The following is a 22,826-nucleotide window of genomic DNA, read 5'->3' on the forward strand; positions in this document are numbered from 1 at the left end:
TTACAAGTGGTGTACATGGTTGAGTTTGGAGTAAACCCAACCACCTTAGAGATTACAGTACTGCAATCGGGTATGAACCCAACACTCGAACTTCTTTCACGAGTGGACGAATCTCTTCAATCGCCGCTTTAACATTGTCTTGTTCCACATGACCTTCTAAGTCGATGAAGAAAACATAAGCCCATTTTTCAGGCAGTGCTGGACGCGTTTCGATACTGGTCAAACTAATGTTGTGCTTTGCAAATGGTGCAAGGATTTCCAATAATGCACCTGCACGATCATGTGCAGAAATCAGCAATGACGTTTTATCATTACCGCTTTGCGGGATTCTTTCACGACCAATCACCAAGAAACGCGTAGTGTTCTCAGGATTATCTTCAATATTGCTGTGTAAAATTTCTAAGTCATAAATACTTGCTGCAACATCAGATGCAATAGCAGCCGAATGCCATTCAGTACGAATACGACGTGCTGCTTCAGCATTCGAGCTTAAAGCTACACGTTCCACACCTGGATAGTGTGCGTCCAACCATGCACGGCACTGCGCCAAAGTTTGCTGATGTGCATAAATTTGTTTAATGCTGTCTTTACGCGTGTTTTCAGACACAAGAAACTGGTGATGAATACGCAATTCAACTTCACCAATTACATTTAAGTGTGAGGCTTTAAAGCAATCTAAAGTATGGTTGACCACACCTTCTGATGAGTTTTCTACCGGCACCAAACCATAGTGGGCACTGCCTGCTTCCACTTCACGGAACACTTCATCAATCGTCGGTAACGGACGAACCACAGCATCATGTCCAAAGTGCTTCAACACCGCAGAATGTGTATACGTACCGACAGGGCCTAAAAATGCAATACTTTGCGGCGCTTCTAGAGCCAAACATGCAGACATGATTTCACGGAACAAACGTGCCATGGTCACATCAGACAAAGGGCCTTCATTACGCTCCATAACATTCCGTAAAACTTGCGCTTCACGTTCTGGACGGTAAAACATTGGATTCTCTTCAGAAGCAAATTTTGCTTTTGCAACAGCTTCCGCCAGTTTCGCTCGACGATTAATAAGTTGTTGAATCTGTTGATCAACAGAGTCGATATCCTGACGGATTTGGTTGAGGTCAAGAGAAGTCGTTGTGTTTTGATCGTCTTGGATCATTGTTATGTCGCCCTTCATAAACATTGTGCAAACAGTATAACAATAGTTAGCTTTGAAATCTTGCGCAATAAGACTTTGTATGTTTCAGTGCTAAAAACATACAGTTGATTTAATCATCAAGTTTATCAATAAACTGCCCCAATAATAGACATCAATAAAACCACTGAGCCCTGCCTATTTTCTTCTTGCAGTTATGCATAGAATATCGCCCAATCCAAATACCACGAAGATGTTTTGCGAGTCTGAGCTCTTCCGTTTTAAAGCTCTGTCTAGCTTTTGAAAAATTTTGCTACATCTTCACAAAAATCACCATTCATCCGTATTTCAGTGCGTTAGAATATCTTTTAAAATATGCTTTGCTTAAGTTGACGTATTCATAACAAAGAGAGTATGCAGCAGTAGCGATTGCTCTATAGTCTCAATAAAACAATAATGAACTGTAGGTACTGTCATGCACAAAAAAATTGCAGTCTTGGTCACCTATGACTTTGAGGATGCCGAATATGCTGAACCAGTAGAAGCATTTCGAGCAGCTTGGCATAGTATTATTAACCTTGAAAGTCAGGCTGGCAAAATCATTTATGGCAAAAAGCGTAAAGCTTTTGTCACCATTGACCAAAGTATCGATGATGCCTCCGTGCATGACTTCGATGCATTACTCATTCCTGGCGGTTTTTCGCCAGATAAACTGTGCCAAGATGAACGCTATATCTTATTTGTCAGGCACTTTGCAAACATGCAAAAACCCATTTTATGCAGTGCTGATGCACCCAAAATTTTAATGCATGCTGGAGTTGTGAAAGGTAGACGCATGACGTGTATCCATCACCTTCATCAAGACTTAAAAGATGCAGGTGCGGTGCTTTATGACACAGGTGTTGTGAATGACAATAATTTATACATTTCATCGCAAACCCGATATGACTTACCCGCCTTTATACAAGAAAGTTTATTGATACTGAACCGATAAAAAAGAGCCTACTTGAGGCTCTTTTACGCATGTTTATATCAACACTTAAGCCTTAGCGCCCAAGTAGACTACGTGCGACAATTTCTTTCATAATTTCATTGGTCCCGCCGTAAATGCGTTGGATACGCGCATCGACAAAGAAACGTGAAATTGGATATTCACTCATATAGCCATAGCCACCAAAGAGCTGCAGTAAATTATCTGCCACCTTCATTTGCATGTCTGTTGAAAAACTTTTTAGCGCAGCCGCGGTTTCGACATCCAATTTGCCTTGCATATAAAGCTCAACGTTTTGATTGTAAAAAGCAGCTGTGGCTTGTTCATCAATCTTGGCTTGAGCCAAAACAAAACGTGTATTTTGGAACTGCGAAATATGTTGACCAAAGGCTTGACGCTCTTTGACGTATTGGATAGTGACATCTATCGAACCGCGAATTGCCCCTATAGCCGTTGCTGCAATTGCTGTACGCTCTCGTGGTAGCTCTTGCATCAAATAAGCAAAACCTTGACCTGCTTGTCCCAATAATTGATCTTTCGGGACTTTCACATTGTCATAAAACAGCTCAGAAGTGTCTTGCGAATGTAACCCAATTTTGTCGAGGTTGGTGCCTTTTTTAAATCCGTCTAAGTGGGTATCGACTAACATCAGTGAAACACCCTTTGCGCGGGCTTGCGGATCAGTTTTTACTGCCAACACCACAAGGTCGGCATGCTGCCCATTTGAAATAAAGGTTTTAGAACCATTTAAAATATAATGCTCCCCTTGCAAAATGGCATTACTTCGCATGGCTTGTAAATCTGAACCCGCACCCGGTTCCGTCATTCCAATCGCACCGACCACTTCACCTGACACCATTTTCGGTAGCCAGTACTGCTTCTGTGCTTCTGTTCCAATGTGCAAAATATAAGGCGCAGCAATTTCGGAATGACAAGAAATACCTGTCGATAAAGCACTAAAACCCGCACGTGCTGACTCTTCCACCAACATGAGTGAATAATGCGTTGGAACACCATAACCGCCGTATTCCTCTGGAACATCGACACATAAGAAACCATTTTCACCCAAGGCATTCCAGACTGAGCGCGGCATTAGGCCCTCTCGTTCCCACTGTTCATAGTGTGGCGCAATCTGTTCATTCATAAAACGGCGAAAGTTATTGCGAAATAGTTCTAGGTCTGCATCGTAATTCAACATGTTTCTTCCTTGTAGTGACGTTGTTTTATTATTCAGCCCACATGCTAGCCATTTTTAACGCAACTGTCATGACCGCATCAGGCCATTTTTTTATGCCAATAAAAAAGGAAGCCCTTAGGCTTCCTGTTTAAGATGAACTAAAATTATGCGTGAGCATTTTCTTCAACAGCCATTTGGCGGTCTACTTCATCTGGATTTGCTAGTGCAAAATGTAATTTCTTTTGGTCTAACTGACCGACCCATTTCGCAACAACAATCGTTGCCAATGAGTTACCCACCAAGTTGGTTAAAGCACGTGCTTCAGACATGAAACGGTCAATACCTAAGATGAGTGCAAGACCCGCCACTGGAATATGACCAACGGCTGACAAAGTCGCTGCCATCACGATAAAGCCCGAACCTGTTACACCCGCAGCACCTTTCGATGAAATCAATAACACACCCAATAACGTCACTTGGTGCATAATATCTAGCTGAGTATTGGTCGCTTGTGCAATGAAAATTGCCGCCATCGTTAAGTAGATTGAGGTACCGTCTAAGTTAAATGAATAACCTGTTGGAATAACCAAACCAACCACTGACTTTTCACAACCTGCAATTTCAAGCTTTTTCAACATACGCGGTAAAACCGACTCTGAAGATGAGGTACCCAGTACGATCAACAACTCTTCGCGAATCATACGAATCATTTTCAAAATACTAAAGCCACAAATACGTGAAATAGTACCTAGAACCAAGAAAATGAAAAGTAAACAAGTAATGTAGAAACAAATAATCAACTGAGCAAGTTGCGCCAAGCTACCAATACCATATTTACCGATGGTATATGCCATTGCACCAAAAGCACCAATTGGAGCAAGTTTCATGATCATGTTTACAATGTTAAAGAACACATGAGAAATTTGATCGATGAACTTTAGTACAGGTTTACCTGCATCACCCAACTTATGTAATGCAAAACCAAACATCAAGGCAAAAAGTAGCACTTGCAGGATTTCACCTTCAGCAAATGCTCCAACAACCGTGTTTGGAATGATATGCATAAAGAAGTCGACAGTGGTTTGCTGCTGACCCGACTCAACAAACTTTGAGATCCCAGAGGTATCTAGTGTTGAAGGGTCAACATTCATGCCCACACCTGGCTTCCAGATGTTAATGACCAGTAAACCGATCAATAGTGCAATAGTCGATACAATTTCAAAGTAAAGTAGCGCAACACCGCCTGTCTTACCCACAGACTTCATACTTTCCATACCCGCGATACCACTCACGACAGTACAGAAAATTACTGGCGCAATAATCATCTTGATCAGCTTAATAAAGCCTTGACCTAGAGGATAAAAAAGCTCGCCCCAGCCGGGTACATATTTTTCAACGCCATTGATAACTTGCGTACCACTAGGGAAAAAATGTCCTACTAAGATACCCGCAATAATCGCGACAATAACTTGAAAATATAGTGACTTATAGATTGGTTTCTTAGTCATAACGAATACTTCTGTAAATCAAAAGACTGAAAAAATCGGCATACCTATACTTCCTCATAGGTAGTGGGCTTTCTGATAAACACAAAAAAGCCCACAGTTTGGACCGCATCCAAACACCGGGTAAAAAACTCATGGTGTACAAACAACAGCAATGTGACAAAAATCACAGTTCATTCACATTTGCAGCAATGGGAGAGACTAAAAACTAGCGAGTCACAAGTATTAGGTAAATTTTACCTAACATTCTTTAATCAAAGTAAACTGATTTCAATCATAATGTATAAAATCTAAACAATATGGCTAATACTTTAGTCTAATGGTAGAAAATTTATTTAAAATTAAAAGTGCTGTTTTTTTTGATTGTTCCACTAAAATAGCACAACACAGCCTTCACTTACTTTGGTTTTTCCATGAACAACAAAAGAAATATTTATAAAGATGCTGAGCATCCTTTTGCCCAGTTTGTTCGCATTATTGGCAAAGGGAAAAACGGGGCACGCTCACTCAGTTATGAAGAAGCTTACCAAGCCTTTGATATGATCTTGAAAAATCAAGTGTTAGATGTACAGCTCGGTGCATTTCTGATGCTACTACGAGTTAAGGAAGAGTCTGTAGATGAACTGGCAGGCTTTGTTCAAGCCACACGAGATCAACTGCCATTCACGCCTTTAGAGGTCGATTTAGACTGGTCTTCTTATGCAGGCAAACGCAAACACTACCCATGGTTTCTCTTAGCGGCACTGACTTTAGCTAAAGCGGGTTATAAGGTCGTGATGCACGGTGCATCTGGTCATACCATTAACCGTATTTATACTGAACAGGTATTAAAGTATCTCGATTTTAATATTTGCCAAACTCAAGCAGATGTGGAACAGGAATTAGCGACGCATAATTTTGCGTATCTACCACTGCACGCCATCTCCCCGATTTTAAGTGACTTAATTTCCCTACGAAATGTTATGGGTCTTCGTTCACCCATTCATACGCTTGCACGCTTGATCAATCCGTTTAATGCCAAAGCGACCTTGCAAGCTATTTTCCACCCTGCTTATCGTAGTTCGCATCAGCAAGCGGCATTTAAACTGGGCTATCAAAATAGTGCAGTCATTAAAGGTGAAGGCGGTGAATTTGAACGTAACCCAGATGCCAAAACACTGATCTGCGGCATTAAAAATGGTGAACTCTACGAACATGAGCTACCCAAACTTACCGACAACCGAAGCCCAATTGAAGAAGAGTTAGATTTGGCTGAGTTCAAAGCAGTTTGGCTGGGTGAAAAACAGCATGAGTATGGTGAAATGGCAGTGACTGAAACTATTGGCATTGCACTATATACCATGGGGGTCTGCGATACATATAACGATGCCATGCAACAGGCCAAGCAGCTTTGGCACACTCGTTTCTAAGCATAAAGGACAAACAAAAGCGTGAACGTTATTCGTCACGCTTTTCGATCCAGTAAAAGTCGGCCCAGTAAGGATAATGCTTTCCTGAAGAATGAATATTTCTGAGTATCAACTGATCATCAATATGGACCTCAATTTTTTGGGATTAATAAGTACCAGATAAATAAACATTTTTTATTGTCCAATGAGGTTTGAACAATAGAGTTGATGACTTTTTATCTTTTTTGATACTTCGCCTGCATGGGCGTTATAGATGTTTATCCCAATCAATAACATCGGATAACCATCATTTTTCATTGATGTGTATTGTGTGACGGCATTTTGAAAATTTTGACTCTGTAACACAGAAACATCTAATAAACATTCAATTTTTCTTGCATCAGTTGCTGTCTCAGCAAATATAGCTAAATTCTAAAAACACTAGCACATGGAAACATCTGTAAAACCTCATTTCCTATGGTTTTAGGTGTGATAATAAATTAAGTATTCAGCTATACATTGATCGAAATTGCAGTAATGAAGAACAAACTGAGTCGAGTAAGCTTTATTATTTTTATAAGCATAATGATTGAAACAGTTTGAAGGTTATTCTTTTTAAATTGAGTTGTTGAATCACCAAACATCTGTTGCTAAGCGATTCAACGTCTTTTTAATCAATTAAATAAAGCGAATAGGTTTAAATTCTGGTTCAGGCACATGAGAATCACACTCCTCACCTTCTTCTTTATGCCCTTTATCAATATAACCCGTACGTTCTTTTTCAGGCGTATTCTGATGCTCCCAAGCAATAACGGCTTGCATACAAGTTTGACGTTGTTCAGCAGTCAACGCAACGCCATTTGGCCATTTACCAATTTCTATAGCTGTTTTTAAACGCTCAACAATATCGGCATCTAAAATAGAAAGCATCTGTTCAATATTCATGATTTAATCCTGTTGAAAAGAGTCAAAATCTTGGTTCCAACCGAGTTTAGTACGGCATGACATATAAAAATCATAACCCGGTGGATGTAATAAATTCAGTTTAAAGGGGTGCTTACGAATATGTAAGCTGTCACCCACATTGAGCGAAATACTGTGTTGACCATCGGCACTGACCATCGGCAAGACACGGTTTTCACGAATCAGAAGCTTAATTTCACTATGACCACCCACCACAATCGGGCGTGAAGACAAGGTATGAGGATGCATCGGTACCAAAGCAATCGCATCCATCCCCGGATGCACGATTGGGCCACCACCTGACAACGAATAAGCGGTTGAACCCGTGGGCGTCGATACAATCAAACCATCACTGTGTTGACGGTAGACGTATTGACCATCGATATTCAGTTCGAAGTCAATCATATGCACCGATTTGCCCGAGTGTAGTACCACATCGTTTAGCGCAATCGCATCATAAATGGTTTCACCTTGTGAGCGAATTTCCATTTCCAATAAGAAACGACGATCTAACTGAAACTCACCTTTTAAGACTTGATCGAGCTTAAAAATCACTTCAGTCGGCTTGATGTCGGTTAAAAAACCCAAACGGCCTCGGTTTACACCCATTACAGGGGTATTGAATTTTACCAAGGCACGTGCAGCATGCAGAAGTGAGCCATCTCCCCCCACCACAATCACCAAATCGACCACTTCACCCAGAAGTGCACGACTCACCGTTTGTGTGTTTTTATAAGGAACAAGTTCAGCGGTTTGCGCATCAAAAACGGGATGTAACCCTAAGCTGAGTAGATGATCATGAATAAGACATAAGGTTTCGACAACTGAAGACTTATCTGGACGTCCAATTAAGCCTATGTTTCGAAATGTTTTATGTGAAATTTGCACCTGCAACATCGCTCCGCTACGATTCCCGCCTATCATAACATTATTTATTTAAATTGATTCAAAAACTAAAGTGACTGCTGCTACACGCGGAATTGTCTATATTTCAGTTTGTTCACAGTTTAATTATTGCAAATTAGCGAAAAGCTTCGCATGATTAGCACAATTTCTCAGGATCTTATTCGTATTTATGAAGTCAGAACGTGGCATAGGTTTAATTGCACTGATCTTCTGCATCTTAGTCATTGCAGCATTCTTGGTGTTTAGTATTTATTTAATAAGACTCGACTCCGTTGTACGTGACAAGTTTGAAGGCAAACGCTGGGACATTCCTGCGAAGGTATTCGCACGCCCACTCGAAGTGTATACCAATGCCCCTGTCAATCAGGCTGACTTCACTCAAGAGTTAAAACTTTTGGGCTATAAGTCCTCGGAAAACTATACCAAATCAGGGAACTTTGTCAGTTCTGGCAATGAGCTATATGTACATACCCGTGGCTTTGACTTCGGTGATAGTGTCGAGCCTGAACAAGTACTTAAAGTCACCTTTGTCGATGAGCAAGTGGCTGAAGTCAGTGCAACTAAACCCTCTTCTACAGGGATTGCACGTTTAGAGCCGATGTTGATTGGCGGGATTTATCCGCAGCATAACGAAGACCGTGTCCTGATTAAACTCGACAAAGTCCCTAAGCCTTTAATTGAGGCTTTAATTGCAACCGAAGATCGTAATTTCTATAGCCATCACGGTGTTTCAATTCGTGGTACGGCACGTGCGGTAGTGAGTAATGTCACGGGTGGAAAACGTCAAGGTGGTTCAACACTGACCCAACAGTTGGTGAAAAACTTCTACCTGACCCCTGAAAAAACCATTAAGCGTAAAGTCAATGAAGCATTTATGGCTTTATTGGTCGAATTTCACTATGACAAAGATGAAATTTTAGAAGCCTATCTCAATGAAGTGAACCTCGGGCAAAACGGCAACTATTCTATTAATGGTTATGGTTTGGCTTCACAGTTTTACTTCGGCATGCCTTTGCGTGAGCTAAATATTGCGCAACAAGCTTATTTGGTGGGTTTGGTACAAGGTCCAACCTTATATAACCCTTGGCGTAACCCAGAAGCTGCGAAAAAGCGTCGTAATATTGTTTTAAACAACATGTTGGTCATGGGCTATCTGACCCAAGAACAATATGAAACTGAAACAGCTCGCCCTTTAAATGTGATTGCCAAACCGACTCTCGGCCCTTCACGTTTCCCAGATTTCTTAGACATTGTACGCCGTCAGTTACGTACCGAATACCAAGAAGGTGATTTGACCAACCAAGGTCTACGCATCTTTACAACGCTTGATCCGATTGCCCAAATCAAAATTCAAGATGCGTTTAAATCGACTGTTGGTCGCTTAAGCCGTGGCTCAAGCCGTCTAAAAGAGCTGCAAGGTGCGGTATTGGTTGCTCATCCTGAAAATGGTGAATTGGTTGCAGCTGTTGGTTCAACCCAAGACTTTACTGGTTTTAACCGTGCACTCGATGCCAAACGTCAAGTCGGTTCACTACTTAAACCTGTGATTTACCTCAGTGCGATTCAATCGGGACGTTACAACTGGGCCAGCCCAATTGAAGATAGCAGCATTAGTATTCAATCCAATGGTAAAGCATGGACACCCAAGAACTATAGCGGTGGTGAACATGGCGTTGTGCCAATGGTACAAGCACTGTCTAATTCATATAACTTATCAGCTGTTCGCCTTGGTCAAGAGTTTGGTTTATCGACGTTTAGTAACCACCTAAAACGTTTTGGTGTGACCAGTAACATCCCAACCTATCCATCCATTTTCTTGGGTGCGGTAGACATGTCTCCGATGGAAATGCTCAGCATTTATGGCAACTTTGCCACAGGCGGTTTTAAGTATCCGACTAAATCCATTCGTACTGTTGTCGATCAAAATGGTCGCTTGCTGACCCGTTATGGTTTAAATGTCCAACAAACCATTGACCCTGCTTCTGCCTATGTCCTGAACTATGGTCTACAACAAGTGATGACCTCAGGTACAGGTCGTTCAGCTTATAACACTCTACCAAACTCACTTCAGCTTGCAGGCAAATCTGGAACCACCAATGACACCCGTGACTCATGGTTTGCAGGTTACTCGGGCAATTATGTTTCTGTGGTTTGGCTAGGTTTAGATGACAATAAACAAACTGGCTTAACAGGTTCTTCAGGTGCGTTGCCAGTGTGGACAAGTGTAATGAGCCAGCTGCGTCAAAAACCAGTCAACTTACGCCAACCGGATGATGTGCAATGGCATTGGATTGATCGTGGCACGGGTTATCTTGCCGCTCAAGGTTGTGAGGGTGCAATGTACATTCCCCTCTTGCGAAACACCGTACCACGCAAAGCAACCACATGTGGCTTACCGCATTATCAAGTTGAACCCACTTACAATCCTGAAACAGATGGTTACCAAGCTACACCTGAACAAGGCGACAGCATAGACAACTATATTCGTGAAAGTGAATCGAACATGCAGCGAAACTTAGAAGATCAGACGCAAGTCATTTCGAGTGGTAGCTATCAACCTGAATAAATAGGACGGATTTAAATTTTGATGTGGTTTAAACGTTTAAGTATCTTAGCAACCATCGTGACTGTGGCAGGCTGTCAAAGCCTCCCACAGCCATCTGAAAAAAAGATACCTGAAAAGCCGACACAGGCGGATAAAGAGCAGAAAACACCCTCAGGAGTTACAATTCACCCTTATGACCGCGAAGAAATTCAACGTCAGAAGATTGTGATTCCTGAGCAGAAAAGCAAACAACAGTTTGATGATGGGCGACAGCTTCCTGCTTTTAAAAGTCTGATGCAAAAAACACAAACGGCCTATCGCCAAGGCCAGTGGAGTCAAGCACAAAGCTACGCCATGCAAGCACAGCGTTTAGCACCACAGTCGAGTGAGACCTTTTTGTATTTGGCTTTAATTGCTAATCAACAAAAACAACCTGCAAATGCGGAATCGCTTGCACGTCGCGGCTTGAGTTATGCCCAAAGCAATGCCATGAAAAAGCAGCTTTGGAGCGTTATCTTAAAAGCAGGTCAAATGCAGAAGAATCAGAAAACCATTCAACAAGCCCAAACAGCAATCAAAAGTCTGTCTTAAAAGCACGCTCCGTTAAATGGAGCGCTGCCCTGCTATACCATAAGCACCATAACTGTTTGCCTTGGCTAAATCGGCTAAATGTAAGCCGCCGAGAGCAAAAATCGGGATATGAATCTCTTCTGCAATCAAGCTTAACTTCTCCCAACCCAAAGTTTCACTATTTGGGTGGCTTAGTGTTTCAAGTACAGGGCTGAGTAAAAGAGCATCACAGCCAATTTCTTGTGCATGTTCAGCACTGCTACGGTCATGACAGGCCGCTATATAACGCTGCCCAACATTTAGCTCCCCTTTACTCAATTGCATCAGTTGAGATTGTTTCAGGTGTATGGCCGCAACTGCCTGCTGTTGTAGTGGATTTAAACCTTTCCATAATTCGATATTGACAATCACCCGTGCCAATTGTTCTACACTCAGTTCTGCAATTTTTAAAATATGTTCAGGAATGGCAGGCACTCGCCAATACAGCACTTGTTGTTCAGGCAAATCCTTCAACACATCGATTTGATCTGAAATTTTAATCACGGGTGCAGCATAGAGTCGCTTCAAAATGGCTTGATTGGCTTTTGGAAAGTTAAGATCTTGTAATTCGGCACGCTTGAACCACTCCCATGGTGAGTGAATGTCTGCCAATAGATGATTTGATACTACAGCATGAAATAAATGCAAATTGACAATCACATCGTCATATTCAAACTGAATACAGTCAAAAGCATGCCAATCTTGTATATCAACTCCAACTTCCTCTAACACTTCACGGCGACAGGCTTGTTCAGGCGTTTCGCCTGCTTCCACCTTTCCCCCAGGAAATTCGTGTTTATTGCCCTGCTGCTGTTCCGCCTGGCGCCAGCCCACCAAAACTTTGCCTTGATGTAAAAGGATGGCTATAGCAACTTGAACCAAAGGTTTTGACATAATCAGATTCCATTTCAGATGTGTAGTGTATTGAGTGATTGCATGTAACGATATTGAAGTTTTTTATATTTTCAGCGAGAAAATGTTGACAGCCTTATTCGATAATGATTATCATTTAAATCGTTCAACATACACCACGGAGTCGCCAGAATGAACGCACCATTTAGCTTATTTACTCGTAACGAAACAGCCCATTCACTACCAATGCTACACTCAAACAACTTATTTGCCCTAGGCCGTGAAATTCGCATTATGCATGCTGGAGAAGAGTATCGTCTACGACTAACTCGCAATAACCGACTCATTCTTACCAAATAAGAACTATAAAAACCCAATAACAATAATCGTGGAAACAAGCAGTATGTCAGCGCGTACTGCTTTTTAATGTCTTTAAGTTTGATCATTTATGCTGTTTTTATCACAGATCGCAAATCTGCATATCTAAGCCTCAACCCTATTTAACAGCAGCTCCACTTTTAAACCGCCTAAGTCGGATGAACTAAATAACAACTGCCCTGCGTGTAAATCGACAATTTTCTGACAAATCGATAAGCCCAAGCCTGAACCTTGTGTTTTTGTACCTAAAGCCCGATAGAAGCGTTCACCCAAGCGCTGGATAACCGCAGCTTCGACACCGTGTCCACTATTTTCAATACTCAGTCTGAGCTGCTGTTTTTCGATCATCAGATTGACAAACACCTGTGCCTGCTCAGGACTATAACGAATCGCATTATCAAGTACATTCCGTAGTGCACTAAATAAAAGCTGTTCATTGGCAAATACATAGACCTCTTTTGCAAGAACCATCTGAACCTCAATCTGTTTTGATTCTGCAAAAGGCTGTAAGGCTTTAATCACGTCCTGCATTAGCAGACTGAAGTCAAATTTAGTCTTCACCAAGCTTTCCTTTTGCTCAGGGTCAAGACGTGCCAGCAACAACAAATTATCCAAGACCTGCACCCCACGACTGACATCTTGTTGGATCGATTTGAACTCACTTTCAAGTTCAGGAAACTTGCGCTTGAGCACCTGAAGTCGCATTTGTATCGCAGACAGTGGAGAACGTAACTCATGTGAAGCATCTGCGGTAAAGCGTTGCTCTGCCACTAAAGCTTGGTCTAAACGCGCCAATAAGGCATTCAGCTGCGATAACATCGGTTGCAACTCAATCAGCTCAGGTTCTGGCATAGAAATAGGTGCTAAATCATTGACTGATTTATTTGAAATCTGCTCTGAAACTTGGTGTATCACCCGAAATTTACGTCGAATAGCAAAATGCATCAACAACCACTGTACACACCAGACTAAAAACAACACACCGCTGAAAACTAGGATGCTTTGCCAAAAGGCATGGAAACGTTGGGACATTGACTGGGTCAGTTGAACCAGTAAACCGTGATTATCCTGTGCAGTATAAATACGCCACAGTTTGTGCTCTGACCAATAAAAACCATAAGGTGCATCTGAAACCAAACTCAAATGATCCACGGTAATTTTTTCAGGTACATCTTCGGATGCAGTCAAAAGTTGCTGTGTATTATCCAGTCGATAGTGAATATCAAACTCATCACTAAGCTCTGCCAAAGCTTGACCATTGCTGACCGTTAAATCATCTGCCAACAACATATCGGCCATTTCATCCATGATTTCATCTTGCATAGACATGGTCTGATAAACGGACACCCCAATGAACATCAGCAATGCCAAAAGCCCCGCCAGTATCGAACTGAGGAGCGAACTTTTAACGAGCTGACGCTGTAGCGAAATGGGCTGAGCCATTATGTGTCCTGATTCATTCTGTAGCCCAAACCACGAATGGTTTTAATACACTGACTACCGAGTTTTTTTCGCAATTGATAAATAAAGACCTCAATCGCATTACTTTCGATTTCATCGCCCCATGCATAAAGACTTTCCTCAAGTTGTTCCCGCGTAACGACATATTCGGGCTTGAGCATCAATTTATGCAAAATTTGAAACTCTTTGGCGGTTAAATTAACAGCTTGACCATTTTGAGTCACACTTTTGGCTTGTGGGTCGAGTTGGATATTGGCATAGCTCAATACCTGCGAGCTACTATGCTGTTGCTGCCGAAGTTGTAAACGAATTCGAGCGGATAATTCCTCTAGACTAAAAGGTTTGACCAAATAATCATTAGCGCCCAAGTCCAGCCCTTCGACTCGATCTCGAATACTGTCACGCGCTGTTAAAAAAATCACAGGGGTCGACAGATTTTGAGCACGGACTTTCAGCAAAATGTCATCGCCTGTGGCATGCGGCAAACCACGATCTAAAAGCACACAGTCATACTGATGCTGTTCAAGGGCTAAAATGGCATGGTCGCCCCGTTCTACCCAATCGACACTGTAGCCATCCATTTCAAGCCAAGTTTTAATACTCTCAGCTTGAGAGGCATCATCTTCTGCCAATAATATCCGCACTGCTTAACCTGCCTAATCACTATTGTTTAGATCATGCCGTGAAATGGCTCAAAATACAAAAAACCACAGGGCTAAAATCCAATCGAAGCCCTGCGGTTTTTTAAGAAAGCCCAATCACATTGAATTGAGCTTGGGCAAGTGTGTTTAGAATTTCACTTGATCTACATCAATTTCAACGCGTTTTGCTGGTTTGTAGTCAATATCTACTTCACCGATAATGGTTACAGGTGTTTTAGCCGAAATTGCTTTGCCACCCCATAACTCATCATCAATGTCGACAGTGATTGAACCCGTTTGGTCACGGAATTCATACTTCTCATCACCAATAGCTTTGACCACATAACCTTTTAACTGGACGTGACTGTCATCTTTTAATGTTAATGCATGCTTAACCGTAGTTGGTGTTGAAGCAGCAACTGCCGCTTGGTTCACTGCGGTGTTTGCTACAGCGACAGTCGTTGAACCAATAACACCAGCAACCAATAACGCTTTCATCATCATATTCATATCCAGTACCTCTATTTAATTGTTCATCTATTTGATGAAGTCATTAAACCAAAACTAGATGAGCTGAATCTTAAGAAAGCGTCAAGTAACGTATTAAACACTTAGTTGAGTGGGACGACACGTAACACTTCTTCTAGTGTCGTGATGCCTTCTAAAACTTTACGAGCCCCTGCAATTCTTAAAGGCTCAATGCCTTCTTTTTTGGCTTGTTGACGCAGTGCGGTCAAGTCACCATTGGCACCAATCAGTTGCTTTGCCTCTAAACTCACGGGCATAAACTCATAGATGCCGACTCGTCCTTTGTAGCCCGTTTGACGACACTCTTCACATCCCACTGCGGTAAAGACTTTTTCAGGCATCTCCATAATGTAATCAAAAGTCAGATGCTCCCATTCTTGGCTATTGATTTCCTTTTCAACTTTACAATGTGGACATAAACGACGTACGAGACGCTGTGCCAATACCCCTAAAATGGTTGCCGCGGTTAAGAACGGTTGTACGCCTAAATCATGCAAACGCGTCAGACTGGAAGGTGCATCATTAGTATGCAGAGTTGACAGCACTAAATGCCCTGTAAGTGCGGCCTGAATCGCCATATTGGCCGTATCATGATCACGAATCTCACCGACCATAATAATGTCAGGGTCTTGACGCATCAGCGCACGAACACCATCAGCAAAACCAAGATCAATACCTGTATTCACCTGCATTTGGTTAAAACTCGGCTCTAACATTTCAATCGGGTCTTCAATGGTACAGACGTTCACCTGTTCGGTAGCCAATTGTTTCAAAGAAGAATAAAGCGTGGTGGTTTTGCCTGAACCCGTTGGTCCTGTCACTAAAATAATGCCGTGACTATGCGACGTCAGCGCTTGCCAATCACTGAGTAAATGCCCTTCAAAACCCAACTGCTGAAAGCTGCGCACTAAAACTTCAGGGTCAAAAATACGCATCACCAACTTTTCACCAAAAGCGGTCGGTAAAGTCGAAAGACGCAGTTCTGTTTCTTGTCCTTTCGGTGTCCGTGTTTTTAAACGTCCATCTTGTGGTTTACGTTTCTCTGCCACGTTCATTCGACCTAAAATTTTAATCCGCGAAATCACCGCGGTTAAAGTATTAGCTGGCATGTTATAAATCGTATGTAATACCCCATCAATACGGAAACGAACTTTGCCGTTGTCTTTACGTGGTTCTAAGTGAATATCACTGGCACCTTGCTCAAAAGCAAACTGTAAAACCCAGTCGACTAATTTAACAATGTGTTGGTCATTCGCATCAGGGTTTTGGCTATCCCCTAACTGTAAAAGTGCTTCAACGCCTTTATTATCTCGCTCGTAACTCCCAGACTTCTGTGAATTACTGACAGCGCGACTCACCTGATAATACTCGACCATATAGCGCTGTAATTGTTCAGGACTGAGTAATACACGCTGGATTTTTTTCGGCGCAACATTGTGCTCCAAATTTGCGATCCAATCTTTCATATACGGCTGATCTGTTGCAATCAACACTTGATTTGCCTGAACTTCAACAGCCAAGATTTTATTTCGGAAGGCAAATTCTTGAGACATCACCGAAGTCAAAGCTTGCACATCGGCTTTGAGTGGATCAATCACATAAAACGGTAATTGGGTCTTTTCAGCTAACCACTGACAAAGCCGATTTAATGTCAGTCTCGACTGTGGATGCGACTGATCTACCAGATTAAAATGAGCAATCCACTGTAATGGATGCCACTTCAATTGATCGCGTTGACGGTGCGAGGTTTGTACTAGATTTTTTTCTTTTTCAGTAATTCTCCCATCTTTAAACAGTTGATCTAAGCACCAAGTGGTATCAATTTCAAAATTAAAATTCATTGTTATACATCCCCAAACATAACCCCACTATAGCAAGATTTTCTGTATTCATTCGCACAAAGCATAAGCAAATCCTACAAATATCGAGAAGTAGCCAAGCTCATCAATAGAATCACGAATTTACTCACAAATCTTGCTCTTTTAACTTGAATCCACCTTCAGCATTCGCCTATATTTTAGACAGGTCATTAAATTTTGTGAGATATGCTTGGACTTTAGCGCAGTTTCCATCGACAGCTTGACTTTATCTGAGGTCCTCATCACCTTGGCTTCAGCATTAGGCTGTGGCCTATTGATTGGTTTAGAACGTGAACGAAGTAAACAACGTGAAAACCAACAGAGCTTTGCAGGACTACGCTCCTTTGCCATTTGTGCACTCCTCGGCGCTATTTGTTTTTTATTTGGTGTCAGTATTGGCATAGTCGGTGCGTTGATCATCGGCGGCATCGTTATATTCTCAATGAAAAACCAAACAGAAGATTTGGGTTCAACCACTGAACTTGCCTTTGTCATGAACTATTTTATCGGGGCGATGTGCTTATGGAATACACCTCTAGCAGCAGGTTTAGCCGTGCTCCTGACCATTATTTTAATGACCAAACATCCGATGCACAGCATTGCAGGGAAATGGATTACTGAAGCTGAGTTTAAAGACGGTATCTTTCTCCTAGCACTGATTTTAATTGCCCTGCCCTTAACGCCGAATACGTCTTTATGGGGTGCTGTGCTGAATCCCTATATTATTTTAAAATTAGTCACGCTCATTCTTGCTGTTCAAGCGCTTGCACATATCGCCAAACGGCTACTGAGCACAAAAAATGCCATGATTTTATCGGCAATCGCTTCAGGTTTTGTATCCAGTACAGCGACAGTTGCCAGCTTAGGGATGGAAGTACGTGCAGGTCGAGCACTTGCCAAACCCAATGCAGGTGCAGCGCTCATGTCCTGTATTGCAACTTTGTTACAACTGCTGATTATCGTTGCAGGTGTGAGTATACTTTGGCTCAAAACCATACTGCTTCCGACCCTTGTAGCAAGTGTCCTTTTAGGGGTCTGTGCTTATGCGTTGGTACGATCTGCGCCTGCACAAGAACAACATCAACCCACTGATTCACGCATGTTTAGCTTAAAAGAGGCAGGCATTATTGCTCTGACTTTGACGCTCATCCAAACGGTTGTGTATGGACTCAACCTTTGGTTGGGAGATGCAGGTCTAATCGCTGGGACTTTGCTGGCTTCTTTATTTGAAATCCATGCAGCGATGGCAACTGTGGTCATGCAAGGAGCACCAGCAGACACGGCAGCAATGTCTGCATTTATCTTAGGTTTGGCTGCACACGCTGTTGCCAAGTCCATTAATGCCGCCTTAACAGGTGGTAAGCAATACTTTATTGCTTTTGCCCCGATTCAGATTTTGCATATGGTGGTTTTGATTGGGCTATTGTATTGGAGCTTCTCTTTTTAAATCTCTCATTCTACGGCCGTGATATTCACTGTAGTTTCACCCACTGTAAAAGCGATATCAACAGTAGCAAATTTCATTTTATATACCCTCGCTTCATCCTTCTGATACGCTGGCCTGGGATCTAAAGATAAAACGGCTTCAAGCTCTTGCACAGTCTGTAGAGACAATTTCCCACTCGTCAAAAGCTGCTGCTTCTGTTCGATCGCCCGATCCGACCATATCACCGATTTACGTTTAGGTTCATCTTGCGCATAGCCACTTTCCGCATCTATAACGGCATCTGAGTAGTGAATATAGGGTTTAATATCGACAATCGGAGTGCCATCTAGCAAATCACTTCCTGTGACATACACTCGAACAGACCTCCCTTCTTTTTTGACACACTTGAGCTTTACCACCGATAGACCAATCGGTGAAGGACGATACATGCTGCGCGTAGCAAACACCCCTATTTTTTTATTGCCCCCTAAGCGTGGCGGACGAACTTGTGGCCGGAACTGGGTTTTTTCTGGATTTTTATTGTCATGAAACTGCCACACCAACCATAAATGACTAAATGCCTCAATTCCTTCAAAGCCCAGAACATCATTATAGGGTGCTAACATTTCAATATACGATTCCACTTGAACCAAATTAGGCTGACGAGGAATACCAAACTTTTCCTTATAAGAAGAGTGCATATAGCCAATAATTGGCAACGTTAACTCAGTCATCATCACTTTTTCTAATAAGCTCAATTAAATATATTCAGTTTATCGAGAATGATTTTAGATTAGAATAGCAACCTGTTCTAATTTGATAATTTATTGAGACCTTTAATGGCTGCTTTCAACGTCGAAAAGATTACTCACGTCCACCATTGGAATGATACTTTATTCTCTTTTAAAACGACGCGCGACACTGCTCTACGTTTTAAAAACGGTCAATTTGTGATGATCGGTCTTGAAGTAAATGGCAAACCGTTAATGCGTGCTTATTCTATCGCTAGCGCAAACTACGAAGAAGAACTTGAGTTTTTCTCAATTAAAGTTCCTGATGGCCCTTTAACCTCTATTTTACAAAAAGTTAAAGTGGGCGACGAAATTTTGGTATCTAAAAAACCAACTGGAACTTTAGTACTTGATGACTTAAACCCAGGTAAAAACCTATACCTACTTTCTTCTGGTACAGGTCTTGCGCCGTTCTTAGCAACCATTCGTGATCCTGAAACGTACGAACGTTTTGAGAAAGTGATTGTGGTTCATGGTACACGTTTCATTTCTGAGTTAGCGTATCAAGACCTTATTTTAGACGAACTTCCGAACAATGAGTTCTTTGAAGAATTAGGCATTAAAGACAAATTGGTTTACTACCCAACGGTTACTCGTGAAGAGTATCCAAACCAAGGTCGTGTCACAACAGTGATTGAAACTGGCGAGATTTTTGAGAAGATCGGTTTACCACGTTTTAACCCAGAAACGGACCGTGCAATGCTTTGCGGTAGCCCTGCATTTCTCGATGACGTTGCTGCACTTCTAGACCAACATGGTTTAAAAGAGTCGCCACGTATGGGTGTACTTGGTGACTACGTAATTGAACGTGCATTCGTTGAAAAATAAGATCGTATAAAGATATTAAAAAACCGAAGCTTAGGCTTCGGTTTTTTATTTACTCTACGTATAGTTTTATCTAATATTAAAAAAAATAACAAATCTAGAATTTAAACCCATGGCCTTTCCAGAACTTAAATTTAAAGACTATTTACATCCAAAACCCAAGCCCAGCGGTCTCGATGTACAGTGCAAACTCCAGCATTTTGCCCTCATTACTTATGCCGTTGACCCAGCTCGTTTTAAAGAGATCATTCCAGCGCGATTTAAGTTAGACACGGTCCAGTACCAAGGCAGACAACACGCACTGATGTCGGTAGTGCCCTTCATCGATGTCGATTTCAGCTCTGCGGTTTATCCTTTTCCAAAATTCACGATGGGTCAAACCAATTATCGAGTCTACGTGATTGATCAGGAGACACAAGAACGTTGTGTTTGGTTTTTAGGAACGACTTTGGACTCTTGGACACTGATCGTTCCTCGTTATGTTTGGCAACTACCGTGGCATCCTGCACAGATTGAGTTTGATTGCCAACAAGATGCAGAGGGGCGATATAGACAATATAAAATGCGTACTCAATCGGCATGGGCCACTTCAGATGTACATTTGTCTCAGTCGGAACATGACCAATGGCATTTTGAAGGCTTTACCAATTTAGAAAGTTATCAAGTCTTCTTGACTCACCCTTTGGCAGGATTTTATCATCGCCGCGATGGAAAACTCGGCAGCTATCGCGTCTGGCATGGCCGCTTAAATCCGAAACCCGCAACGCTACATTACGCTCGCTTTGAACTTTTAGCAAGGCTCAATCTGGTATCCTATGACGATCAGCTCAAACCTTATAGCGTTCTGATTGAACCAATCAATGAATTCACCATTTATTTACCGCCGAGTTGTCTTAATTACTCGGATAAATAGTGCAATAAATAATGAATACCCTACATATTTTAAGGAATATTAAGCATAATGAATAAATTTCAGCTTAGATAATGAGAGATTGGTTGTTTTTCTCCACAAATTCTCTATAATTCAACTAAACAGACAAGTCTGTCTATTTTTGCTGAAATACTGAATGACCGAAAACATTCAGAGGGTACAAAAAATATAAGAAGGCACATTAAGTTGCTCATATTCATATCATGCTTTATTGTAAAATAATGTGCGATATGGAACATAATCATTATCAGCAAAGCGCGATAACTTAACCGTTATCGCGCTTATTTATTTGCACTTGATTTATTTAAAATGTATTTAAGCCAGCAAGATAATGTGTATTGAGTTAAACTTAAAATCAAAGTTTATATATTAAGTAGCCGAGAGTTCCATTTGAATTAAAGTGTTCACACGCTTCCAATAATCTTCCAAATGCACTTGGTTCGGATCGATTTGCGCTTGTATGGTCATGCCATCCAAAATACTCGATAAAAAAGCCGCCAACTGTTCATCCTGCTTCACACCTAGACGATTCAAAGCCTGACATAGCTTGCCTTTTAACCATTCTTTATAATCAATTGCAGGCTGTAGCGAAGACGGATAAATTTTTGAAATTTCTTCAACTGCCTTTTGGAACATACAACCATTAAAATCCACGCTATGAAACCATGCATGGTACCATTCAAAAATTGCACGAATATGGGAGAGATAATCACTGGGGTCACATGCAGCAATCGTCGCTTCAAGCGACTGCTGTAATTTTTTGTTTCTGGTCACTAAGCATTCTTCAATTAATTTAGCTTTAGATGGGAAGTGTTTGTAAAACGTCATTTTAGCAACGCCAGACTCACTAATAATTCGATCCACACCGATAGAATTATAACTATGTGAGTTAAAGAGATTAAGCGCTGTGTTAATGATGTCTTCTTTTTTTGACATTTATTTTACCTGATGCACAAAACTTTAAAATTAAGCCATTAACCCAAAAGAACAGCACATGAAAACGAAATACATCGATTGAAGACGATATTATATATCAAATTCAGATCAACACCGTTTTTTATAAGAAACAATATCAATAGACTTCCGTCATAAATCAAAAAACGTACAATTTATTTGATCTTAAACTAATCAGCAAAATTATTTAATTCAAGAGATAATCCTTGGATGAAATTCAAAGATATTCAAAAATTATCAGACGTTAAGTTTCGTAGGCTTACCGGTGTTAGTTGGGCTACATTTAACCTCATGTTGGCCGAGCTAAATAAGCATTTACCTGGTCATATTGGTAAAGGACGACCGCATAAATTACCGTTGGAAGATCGTTTGCTCTTATGTATAGAATATTGGAGAGAATATCGAACATTTTTCCATCTTGGTATGAGTTAAGGTGTATCTGAAACGAGTGCAATTCGTATCACACGTGTTATTGAAGATACCTTAATCCGTTCTGGAAAATTTAATTTGCCAAAACAACTTCCTAATCGAGATGAAGTGGATTGGGAAGTTGTTGTGATTGATGCAACTGAAATATTAGTTCAACGTCCAAAAAAAACAGAAGAAATGGTATAGCGGTAAAAAAAAGCGACATACCTTTAAATTTCAGTTATCTATGCACTATACAACAGGTGAAATACTGAGTGTATGTGGAAGTCATGGAAGCATGCATGATTTTAAAATATTTAAAAAAAGCATGAGGAAATTAAAATTTAAGCCCTTTTTTATCGTTGATAAGGGGTATTTAGGGATAAAAAAAATTGGGTTTTGGATGCCTCATGCCATCTAAAGCAAAGAAAACTGAAAAACTAGATTCTGAATTCTCTGTACACGACAAATTTCACAGAACCCTTATCCTATCAGGCTTCTGCCTTCTTAAAATTGCCAAAATTTCCTTAAACTCTTCTTTTTTCCCAAA

At 41.3% G+C, this 22,826-nt stretch carries 21 protein-coding genes and 2 pseudogenes; 10 read left to right on the forward strand and 13 right to left on the reverse strand.

Annotated features, from left to right (window positions below):
* Positions 1 to 52: 52 nt before the first annotated feature.
* Entirely contained in the window at positions 53 to 1,162 is a 1,110-nt protein-coding gene (pheA, locus tag ACG9ZB_RS06695) for a prephenate dehydratase (RefSeq protein ID WP_004696123.1), read from the reverse strand.
* A 451-nt stretch (positions 1,163 to 1,613) separates the two neighbouring features.
* Here pheA and ACG9ZB_RS06700 point away from each other — a divergent pair, with 451 nt between their 5' ends.
* Positions 1,614 to 2,132, forward strand: a complete 519-nt coding sequence (locus tag ACG9ZB_RS06700) for a DJ-1/PfpI family protein (protein WP_419325016.1) — start codon at positions 1,614 to 1,616, stop codon at positions 2,130 to 2,132.
* Positions 2,133 to 2,184: 52 nt separating this feature from the next.
* Here ACG9ZB_RS06700 and ACG9ZB_RS06705 read toward each other — a convergent pair whose 3' ends face one another.
* Together ACG9ZB_RS06705 and ACG9ZB_RS06710 are read right to left on the reverse strand one after the other, a co-directional pair.
* Positions 2,185 to 3,327 carry an acyl-CoA dehydrogenase family protein gene (locus ACG9ZB_RS06705; RefSeq protein WP_419325018.1) on the reverse strand — a complete coding sequence of 381 codons (1,143 nt, stop codon included), beginning with the start codon at positions 3,325 to 3,327 and terminating at the stop codon, positions 2,185 to 2,187.
* A gap of 143 nt (positions 3,328 to 3,470) precedes the next feature.
* Entirely contained in the window at positions 3,471 to 4,814 is a 1,344-nt protein-coding gene (locus ACG9ZB_RS06710) for a dicarboxylate/amino acid:cation symporter (protein ID WP_419325020.1), read from the reverse strand.
* Between the two features lie 410 nt (positions 4,815 to 5,224).
* Between ACG9ZB_RS06710 and ACG9ZB_RS06715 the strand changes: the two genes are divergently transcribed.
* A complete protein-coding gene (locus ACG9ZB_RS06715) occupies positions 5,225 to 6,220 on the forward strand; it encodes a glycosyl transferase family protein (RefSeq protein ID WP_201702839.1) in 996 nt (331 codons plus the stop codon).
* A gap of 28 nt (positions 6,221 to 6,248) precedes the next feature.
* On the opposite strand, the pseudogene ACG9ZB_RS06720 reads toward ACG9ZB_RS06715, so the two are convergent.
* From ACG9ZB_RS06720 to ACG9ZB_RS06730, 3 genes and pseudogenes are all read right to left on the reverse strand, one after another.
* Positions 6,249 to 6,622, reverse strand: a pseudogene (locus ACG9ZB_RS06720) (hypothetical protein).
* A 255-nt stretch (positions 6,623 to 6,877) separates the two neighbouring features.
* Positions 6,878 to 7,144, reverse strand: coding sequence for a YeaC family protein (locus ACG9ZB_RS06725; protein WP_062033696.1), 267 nt, complete (start codon positions 7,142 to 7,144; stop codon positions 6,878 to 6,880).
* Between the two features lie 3 nt (positions 7,145 to 7,147).
* A complete protein-coding gene (locus tag ACG9ZB_RS06730) occupies positions 7,148 to 8,086 on the reverse strand; it encodes an NAD(+) kinase (RefSeq protein WP_419325022.1) in 939 nt (312 codons plus the stop codon).
* Between the two features lie 151 nt (positions 8,087 to 8,237).
* Here ACG9ZB_RS06730 and mrcB point away from each other — a divergent pair, with 151 nt between their 5' ends.
* Together mrcB and ACG9ZB_RS06740 are read left to right on the forward strand one after the other, a co-directional pair.
* Positions 8,238 to 10,634, forward strand: a complete 2,397-nt coding sequence (gene mrcB, locus ACG9ZB_RS06735; RefSeq protein ID WP_419325024.1) for a penicillin-binding protein 1B — start codon at positions 8,238 to 8,240, stop codon at positions 10,632 to 10,634.
* Positions 10,635 to 10,655: 21 nt separating this feature from the next.
* On the forward strand, positions 10,656 to 11,204 hold the full coding sequence (locus ACG9ZB_RS06740; RefSeq protein WP_010327157.1) for a tetratricopeptide repeat protein: 549 nt from the start codon (positions 10,656 to 10,658) through the stop codon (positions 11,202 to 11,204).
* A gap of 12 nt (positions 11,205 to 11,216) precedes the next feature.
* Here ACG9ZB_RS06740 and ACG9ZB_RS06745 read toward each other — a convergent pair whose 3' ends face one another.
* Positions 11,217 to 12,116: an NUDIX domain-containing protein gene (locus tag ACG9ZB_RS06745; RefSeq protein ID WP_419325026.1), complete on the reverse strand. Its 900-nt coding sequence runs from the start codon at positions 12,114 to 12,116 to the stop codon at positions 11,217 to 11,219.
* Between the two features lie 150 nt (positions 12,117 to 12,266).
* Between ACG9ZB_RS06745 and hemP the strand changes: the two genes are divergently transcribed.
* Positions 12,267 to 12,434 (forward strand): hemin uptake protein HemP, encoded by a 168-nt coding sequence (hemP, locus tag ACG9ZB_RS06750; RefSeq protein ID WP_004696105.1) that lies wholly within the window; start codon positions 12,267 to 12,269, stop codon positions 12,432 to 12,434.
* 123 nt (positions 12,435 to 12,557) lie between these two features.
* Here hemP and ACG9ZB_RS06755 read toward each other — a convergent pair whose 3' ends face one another.
* The 4 genes from ACG9ZB_RS06755 to ACG9ZB_RS06770 form a co-directional block, all read right to left on the reverse strand.
* A complete protein-coding gene (locus ACG9ZB_RS06755; protein WP_419325028.1) occupies positions 12,558 to 13,895 on the reverse strand; it encodes a sensor histidine kinase in 1,338 nt (445 codons plus the stop codon).
* On the reverse strand, positions 13,895 to 14,557 hold the full coding sequence (locus tag ACG9ZB_RS06760; RefSeq protein ID WP_419325030.1) for a response regulator transcription factor: 663 nt from the start codon (positions 14,555 to 14,557) through the stop codon (positions 13,895 to 13,897). Before ACG9ZB_RS06760 ends, ACG9ZB_RS06755 begins: the two co-directional genes overlap by 1 nt.
* Before the next feature lie 144 nt (positions 14,558 to 14,701).
* The gene (locus tag ACG9ZB_RS06765) at positions 14,702 to 15,064 is read right to left on the reverse strand and encodes a NirD/YgiW/YdeI family stress tolerance protein (RefSeq protein ID WP_004696098.1); all 363 of its coding nucleotides are present in this window, start codon (positions 15,062 to 15,064) and stop codon (positions 14,702 to 14,704) included.
* 101 nt (positions 15,065 to 15,165) lie between these two features.
* Positions 15,166 to 16,923, reverse strand: a complete 1,758-nt coding sequence (locus ACG9ZB_RS06770) for a GspE/PulE family protein (RefSeq protein ID WP_201702831.1) — start codon at positions 16,921 to 16,923, stop codon at positions 15,166 to 15,168.
* Positions 16,924 to 17,131: 208 nt separating this feature from the next.
* On the opposite strand from ACG9ZB_RS06770, the gene ACG9ZB_RS06775 reads away from it, so the two are divergent.
* On the forward strand, positions 17,132 to 18,388 hold the full coding sequence (locus ACG9ZB_RS06775) for an MgtC/SapB family protein (RefSeq protein WP_419325032.1): 1,257 nt from the start codon (positions 17,132 to 17,134) through the stop codon (positions 18,386 to 18,388).
* Between the two features lie 5 nt (positions 18,389 to 18,393).
* Here the strand turns inward: ACG9ZB_RS06775 and tsaA are convergent, their stop codons facing one another.
* Positions 18,394 to 19,104, reverse strand: a complete 711-nt coding sequence (gene tsaA, locus ACG9ZB_RS06780) for a tRNA (N6-threonylcarbamoyladenosine(37)-N6)-methyltransferase TrmO (protein WP_419325042.1) — start codon at positions 19,102 to 19,104, stop codon at positions 18,394 to 18,396.
* A 102-nt stretch (positions 19,105 to 19,206) separates the two neighbouring features.
* Here tsaA and ACG9ZB_RS06785 point away from each other — a divergent pair, with 102 nt between their 5' ends.
* Together ACG9ZB_RS06785 and ACG9ZB_RS06790 are read left to right on the forward strand one after the other, a co-directional pair.
* Positions 19,207 to 19,986: a ferredoxin--NADP reductase gene (locus ACG9ZB_RS06785; RefSeq protein WP_004696086.1), complete on the forward strand. Its 780-nt coding sequence runs from the start codon at positions 19,207 to 19,209 to the stop codon at positions 19,984 to 19,986.
* A 109-nt stretch (positions 19,987 to 20,095) separates the two neighbouring features.
* The gene (locus tag ACG9ZB_RS06790; RefSeq protein WP_419325034.1) at positions 20,096 to 20,896 is read left to right on the forward strand and encodes a DUF2071 domain-containing protein; all 801 of its coding nucleotides are present in this window, start codon (positions 20,096 to 20,098) and stop codon (positions 20,894 to 20,896) included.
* Between the two features lie 387 nt (positions 20,897 to 21,283).
* Here the strand turns inward: ACG9ZB_RS06790 and ACG9ZB_RS06795 are convergent, their stop codons facing one another.
* A complete protein-coding gene (locus tag ACG9ZB_RS06795; RefSeq protein ID WP_419325036.1) occupies positions 21,284 to 21,850 on the reverse strand; it encodes a TetR/AcrR family transcriptional regulator in 567 nt (188 codons plus the stop codon).
* Between the two features lie 309 nt (positions 21,851 to 22,159).
* Here ACG9ZB_RS06795 and ACG9ZB_RS06800 point away from each other — a divergent pair, with 309 nt between their 5' ends.
* Positions 22,160 to 22,300, forward strand: coding sequence for a transposase family protein (locus ACG9ZB_RS06800; RefSeq protein WP_419325044.1), 141 nt, complete (start codon positions 22,160 to 22,162; stop codon positions 22,298 to 22,300).
* A gap of 220 nt (positions 22,301 to 22,520) precedes the next feature.
* Positions 22,521 to 22,697: pseudogene (locus ACG9ZB_RS06805) on the forward strand (hypothetical protein); the annotation flags it as partial.
* Positions 22,698 to 22,826: the final 129 nt, after the last annotated feature.

This window comes from Acinetobacter johnsonii (genome assembly GCF_048551975.1).
Classification (GTDB): domain Bacteria; phylum Pseudomonadota; class Gammaproteobacteria; order Pseudomonadales; family Moraxellaceae; genus Acinetobacter; species Acinetobacter johnsonii_A.

What these genes read in the sequence shown, in the direction of transcription:
- pheA (WP_004696123.1), bottom strand. Translation starts at nt 1,162, where the DNA reads ATGATCCAAGACGATCAAAACACAACGACTTCTCTTGACCTCAACCAA.
- ACG9ZB_RS06700 (WP_419325016.1), top strand. Translation starts at nt 1,614, where the DNA reads ATGCACAAAAAAATTGCAGTCTTGGTCACCTATGACTTTGAGGATGCC.
- ACG9ZB_RS06705 (WP_419325018.1), bottom strand. Translation starts at nt 3,327, where the DNA reads ATGTTGAATTACGATGCAGACCTAGAACTATTTCGCAATAACTTTCGC.
- ACG9ZB_RS06710 (WP_419325020.1), bottom strand. Translation starts at nt 4,814, where the DNA reads ATGACTAAGAAACCAATCTATAAGTCACTATATTTTCAAGTTATTGTC.
- ACG9ZB_RS06715 (WP_201702839.1), top strand. Translation starts at nt 5,225, where the DNA reads ATGAACAACAAAAGAAATATTTATAAAGATGCTGAGCATCCTTTTGCC.
- ACG9ZB_RS06725 (WP_062033696.1), bottom strand. Translation starts at nt 7,144, where the DNA reads ATGAATATTGAACAGATGCTTTCTATTTTAGATGCCGATATTGTTGAG.
- ACG9ZB_RS06730 (WP_419325022.1), bottom strand. Translation starts at nt 8,086, where the DNA reads ATGATAGGCGGGAATCGTAGCGGAGCGATGTTGCAGGTGCAAATTTCA.
- mrcB (WP_419325024.1), top strand. Translation starts at nt 8,238, where the DNA reads ATGAAGTCAGAACGTGGCATAGGTTTAATTGCACTGATCTTCTGCATC.
- ACG9ZB_RS06740 (WP_010327157.1), top strand. Translation starts at nt 10,656, where the DNA reads ATGTGGTTTAAACGTTTAAGTATCTTAGCAACCATCGTGACTGTGGCA.
- ACG9ZB_RS06745 (WP_419325026.1), bottom strand. Translation starts at nt 12,116, where the DNA reads ATGTCAAAACCTTTGGTTCAAGTTGCTATAGCCATCCTTTTACATCAA.
- hemP (WP_004696105.1), top strand. Translation starts at nt 12,267, where the DNA reads ATGAACGCACCATTTAGCTTATTTACTCGTAACGAAACAGCCCATTCA.
- ACG9ZB_RS06755 (WP_419325028.1), bottom strand. Translation starts at nt 13,895, where the DNA reads ATGGCTCAGCCCATTTCGCTACAGCGTCAGCTCGTTAAAAGTTCGCTC.
- ACG9ZB_RS06765 (WP_004696098.1), bottom strand. Translation starts at nt 15,064, where the DNA reads ATGAATATGATGATGAAAGCGTTATTGGTTGCTGGTGTTATTGGTTCA.
- ACG9ZB_RS06770 (WP_201702831.1), bottom strand. Translation starts at nt 16,923, where the DNA reads ATGAATTTTAATTTTGAAATTGATACCACTTGGTGCTTAGATCAACTG.
- tsaA (WP_419325042.1), bottom strand. Translation starts at nt 19,104, where the DNA reads ATGATGACTGAGTTAACGTTGCCAATTATTGGCTATATGCACTCTTCT.
- ACG9ZB_RS06785 (WP_004696086.1), top strand. Translation starts at nt 19,207, where the DNA reads ATGGCTGCTTTCAACGTCGAAAAGATTACTCACGTCCACCATTGGAAT.
- ACG9ZB_RS06790 (WP_419325034.1), top strand. Translation starts at nt 20,096, where the DNA reads ATGGCCTTTCCAGAACTTAAATTTAAAGACTATTTACATCCAAAACCC.
- ACG9ZB_RS06795 (WP_419325036.1), bottom strand. Translation starts at nt 21,850, where the DNA reads ATGTCAAAAAAAGAAGACATCATTAACACAGCGCTTAATCTCTTTAAC.
- ACG9ZB_RS06800 (WP_419325044.1), top strand. Translation starts at nt 22,160, where the DNA reads ATGTTGGCCGAGCTAAATAAGCATTTACCTGGTCATATTGGTAAAGGA.